The sequence below is a fragment of the Roseateles sp. genome (assembly GCF_044373315.1).
In the GTDB taxonomy this organism is placed as follows: domain Bacteria; phylum Pseudomonadota; class Gammaproteobacteria; order Burkholderiales; family Burkholderiaceae_C; genus JACDQM01.
Map to the genome: position 1 here is coordinate 1 of NZ_JBILQK010000182.1, position 3972 is coordinate 3972.

At 61.5% G+C, this 3972-nt stretch carries 5 protein-coding genes; all 5 read right to left on the reverse strand.

Annotated features, from left to right (window positions below; translation table 11 throughout):
• Positions 1 to 496, reverse strand: a 496-nt coding sequence (locus ACIQ67_RS19975) for a Rha family transcriptional regulator (protein WP_397536124.1), incomplete at its 3' end; no start/stop codon positions are given.
• A gap of 98 nt (positions 497 to 594) precedes the next feature.
• Positions 595 to 846: a helix-turn-helix transcriptional regulator gene (locus ACIQ67_RS19980; protein ID WP_397536125.1), complete on the reverse strand. Its 252-nt coding sequence runs from the start codon at positions 844 to 846 to the stop codon at positions 595 to 597.
• Positions 847 to 989: 143 nt separating this feature from the next.
• Positions 990 to 1994, reverse strand: a complete 1005-nt coding sequence (locus tag ACIQ67_RS19985) for a hypothetical protein (RefSeq protein WP_397536126.1) — start codon at positions 1992 to 1994, stop codon at positions 990 to 992.
• Positions 1995 to 2111: 117 nt separating this feature from the next.
• Entirely contained in the window at positions 2112 to 2402 is a 291-nt protein-coding gene (locus ACIQ67_RS19990; protein WP_397536127.1) for a hypothetical protein, read from the reverse strand.
• Positions 2399 to 3640 (reverse strand): tyrosine-type recombinase/integrase, encoded by a 1242-nt coding sequence (locus ACIQ67_RS19995; protein WP_397536128.1) that lies wholly within the window; start codon positions 3638 to 3640, stop codon positions 2399 to 2401. Before ACIQ67_RS19995 ends, ACIQ67_RS19990 begins: the two co-directional genes overlap by 4 nt.
• Between the last annotated feature and the right edge of the window lie 332 nt (positions 3641 to 3972).

Here is a 3972-nt window from a genome sequence, read left to right on the forward strand (position 1 = left end):
CCATGATCAGCATGGCCTGCTGCGGCACCGGGGCAGTTCGCCGCTCTCCAGCCGCAAGCCCGGCCACTTTGTTGATCAGCTTGTTCACGTTCTGGTGAACGAAGCGTTCATTCGGCGAGCCAGCCGCCAGCGCCTGAATGCCGTCATGAAGCTGGTGATAGCCCGGCAGATACTCGACCCGATGCAGGTCCGCCGCGCTGCGGGCATCACGAAACGCCTTCACCAGAGCCAGCTTGAGTTGGCGCACGTGCCGGATGTTGCGGCTGTAGGTCAGCAGCAGATAGCACTGATCCTCATTGAGCCGCGCGAACTTCACGCTCTGCCCGGTGCGGCTGCCGCTTGAAGCTCCGGTTTCAAACCGGACCTTTCCCAGTTGCTCGAAGTCGGCGCGGTGCTTCTTGACCAGCTCGAACAAGCTCTGATGCTGCACGCCCAGCCGGCCGGCCAGCAGCCGCGAGTCCAGCCGCGCTTCATCGTTGCAGGCGGTCAGTACCAAGGCGCCGCCATCGGTGCCAGAATCAGCGCTGTCTGATTGTGTTTGTTTTCCGAAGCCCTGCACCGCGCCAACGGTCGGGGCTTCTGTCTTTGGGGCGCTCATTGGTCGGCCCCTTGAGCCTGAATCCAGGCCCTCACATCAGCCGACTTCCAGCGGGTGCAGCGTGCGCCCAGCCTGACCGGCTCCGGGAATTCGCCAGCCGCCAACTTGCGGTAGATCGTTGCCGATGAAAGGCCGGTGGCCTGCGCCACGGTGGCGATGCGAAGCAGCGCATCAGCGAGTTGCACCGCGTGGAGCGGTTGCGGGTTGCGGTCGTTGCCGCGAGCGGCTTCGGTAGTAACTGGCTGCATGTGCGCCCTCCTGGTTGGATGGGCGAATTTGAGATGGCGTCTGAAGTAAAGAATAGAGAAAGTGAACTGCGGGGACTACCTCGCGCTCGGTTCTGGTCGCGTGCAAACCCGCGCTGTTATTGGGATTGGGTGGGTGTCAGGAACTATGTGCGTGGCCCTGATGGCAATCCATCTGCGCGAAGAATCGTTGCCATCTTGTCTGACATGGACTTAGCAACTCCACGAGACTGAAGCCATGCAGAGACTTGTTCGTTTGTCGGCGCTGTGGTGTTGTCGCCAGGGTCAAAGTTCGTCCACCACTTCGCGGCTGCTTCCGCAAGATGCTGAAGCAAGACAGTCTCTCTATCTCCCCATGGCCAGCGGCAGGACGAAGGGCGTTGGTTGTCACCGGCTACATCCGGCAATCCCAAGTGGTTGAGTAGTGCTGTCCGCCGCAATATCACCTCAGCGGGATCGTCTGACTCAAGCGAGTCAAAGAACACGCGATGCCACTTCAGATGCTCCTTGCAGAAATGGAGCTTGTGCGCCCAGTCAGGTAGTTCCAATGCGGGAACAACATCGAATGCTCGGCCCCGGTAGTCAAGGTAGTGGTAGAGGGGGGTGTCTCGTTCCAAAAGGGAATACGTTTCTGAAACCTGAGACTTTTGATAGAGCGGAACGCCTTGATGGACAAGCAACGTGCACAACGCGACCGACATTCCAATCGCACCCTCGAAGTTCGAGAAATACTCGCGCCAGATGTCCATTGGGCGAACGTGCTTGAACTTGCAGTTAATCCATATGTTTTGCTCGCTGAGATTTGCGTCGCGCTCAACCCATTGCGCAAGGCTCACAAATTGCGCGTCTGGCAGCAGCGTGCTTCCGGCGTTTCGACGCAACAGCAAGTCTGCGATGTAGGAGAACCGCTGCCTACAGTGCTCTTCGACGCCGGATTCGTCGCCGATTGGGCGCATGGGCAAGTCAGCAGCAGACCGGTCGCCAAGGTCCCGGTTAAGGACTGCGTGGCAGATGAGCAGCAAGAACCTTTCTGGGTCAGATTGCAGGAGCCCATTGAGCCGATCTAAGTAGGCTTCTTTAGCCTCGGCTAGCGCTTCTCTGGGATCCTCGCCAGTCGGGTCTCCACCTTCGTGACTTGATTGATCCGTCATGCATCCCCCATGCAGCCCCGAAGAAGGTGCCGCGCCAGCCCGTCAGGGAAACGGGTTTTCGGGGATCAGCCTAGGCGCAGCAAGCCGATTGTCATTGAACGCGCATGACGCGCGCGTTCATCGGCTGATTGCTGCGCCGCTGTATGAAGCCAAGCCCATTAGGAAGCCGCACCAGTAACCGAATCCAGTGTTCGGCTTGCCGATGATCTGAATGCTGCTAAGCAAGTCCAGGCCCATTAGGCTGAGCACCCAGGACAGCAGATTGATCGCAACGGCATACGGGGACACAAGGCCATGCCACAGCCCTGAGAAGAAACCGTACGGGTCTGCGACTGCGCCCGGTGCATAGTGCTGTGCACAGCCTGTCAGGAACACTAGCAGGCCAAGAGGGATGAGTGCGCGCTTCATGCTGCGCGGAACTCAAGTACCTTACCGCCAGCCGTTAGCTGGTCCAGGTAGTCGGCCCAGGTCTGCATCAAGGCCTTGCGCTTGCTCATGTACTCGGCGCGGTCATAGGCACCGCCCAACGCACCGCTCTTGGCGTGGGCCATCTGCGCCTCGATCACTTCCGGGTCAACGCCTGCGATCTGCTCCACCATGATCGTGCGCGCCATCGCACGGAAGCCGTGGGCGCTCATTTCCTCGCTGCTGTAGCCCATGCCGCGCAGGGCAGCGTTCACCGTGTTTTCGCTCATCGGCTTGTCGCCCGTGCGCAGGCTGGGGAACACATACTTGCCGTGTCCGGTCAGCGGCCGGATGCTCTTGAGCGCTTCCAGCGCCTGAGTCGCCAGCGGCACGAAATGCGGCCTGCCGTTGAGCTTGCCTGCCTTCTGGCGCTTCATCTCTGAGGCGGGGATGGTCAGCATCGCGCCGTCCAGGTCGATCCAGGCCCATTCAAGCGCCCGGATATTGCCCGGCCGCTGAAACAGCAGCGCAGACAGCAGCAGCGCCGCGCGCGTGGTCGGCTGGCCTTGATAGGCGGCTATCGCTCGCAGCAGTTCGCCCGCCTTGACTGGCGTCAGCACGGCGGCTGCGTGGCGCACCGTGTGGGCCTTGAAAGCGCCGGTCAGGTCGCGCGCCGGGTTGTTGTCGCACTTGCCGGTGTGGATGCCGTACTTGAACACCTGCCCAGCGAACTCGCGCAGGTCGCGCACAAGCTGGGTGGCTCCGCGTGCCTCCACGCGCCGCAGGGTGTCCAGCAGCACCGGTGCCGACACATCGCGCAGGGGCAGGGTGCCGATCCAGGGGAACAGGTCTTTCTCGCAGCAGCGCAGGAACTGGGCCGCGTGGCTGTCGCTCCAGGCCTCGGCCTTGATCTGGTGATACTCGCGCGTCACGGCCTCGAAGGTGATCGCGGCTGAGATTCGCTTGGCGATCACTGCGGCCTTGCGGGCCTGGACCGGATTGGTACCGGTGCTGCGGACCTTGCGGGCCTCATCGCGGGCCAGCCTTGCGGCCTTCAGCGTCACCTCGGGGTAGCTGCCCAGCGCAAGCCGGGATTCCTTGCCGTCCGGGTAGAACTTCCAGAACCAGCGCTTTGCGCCGGCAGGCGAGACCTCCAGGTACAGCCCGGCCGCATCAGTCAGCCGGCGGCGCTTCATCTCGGGCGGGCAGGTGGCGTTCTTGCAGTCGGCATCGGTCAGCATCTGGCGTTCCCCGGTGTCCGGGATCAAGGAACCGGGGAGCAACTACCCCGATTTGCCCCGCTACCCCGGCTTGTTCCCCGGTATGTTCCCCGGTCTTCTCTGCGCTGTAAAGCCCCGTTCTGAGTCGTCCTGACAAAGAAAAAGCCCCTAAGCCGTTGATTTGCTTAGAGGCTTGATGCCTTGCGAGATCTTCTGAAAACCTGCATTGGTCCCTCCGACAGGAATCGAACCTGTATTTGCCGCTTAGGAGGCGAACTCGCCGACACCATCCAGCAAGACTTTGTCCGTTGGCCGGACTTCGACAAGTCCGCCCGCGTGGCGAGCCATTCGGA